The following is a 407-nucleotide window of genomic DNA, read 5'->3' as shown; positions in this document are numbered from 1 at the left end:
CGCGCTGAACTCCGACCAGGTGGCGGCGCTGACCTCGGTGCAGCTGCCCAAGCTGGAATCGGCCGACCTGCGCGCCATCACGACGGCCGCCTTCAAGGGCCTGAGCTCCGACCAGATTGCCGACCTTACGAGCGACCAGATCGGCCAACTAACCTCGGGTCAGATCAACGCCCTGAGCACCGACCAGTTGCCGGGTCTCGCCACCGCCGACATCGTCGCGCTGAGCTCGGCCCAGGTCGCCTCGTTGACAGCCGCCCAAATCGTCAACCTGTCCACCGCGCATATCGCTGCGATCGAAACCGCCGACCTGAAGTCGCTCAGCACCTCGGCCCTGCGCGCCCTCACCAGCGACCAGCTGGATGCGCTCACCAATGGCCAGTTGCAGGCGCTGACCTCGGCCCAGGTGG

Annotated in this window: 1 pseudogene; it reads left to right on the top strand. The window is 67.1% G+C overall.

Going from position 1 to position 407, the window contains the following annotated elements:
* A pseudogene (locus WG898_RS25200) lies at positions 1-407 on the top strand (heme utilization protein); the annotation flags it as partial.

Source organism: Paucibacter soli (assembly GCF_037482845.1).
GTDB lineage: Bacteria > Pseudomonadota > Gammaproteobacteria > Burkholderiales > Burkholderiaceae_C > Paucibacter_B > Paucibacter_B soli.
This window is presented reverse-complemented; position numbering and strand designations above follow the sequence as displayed.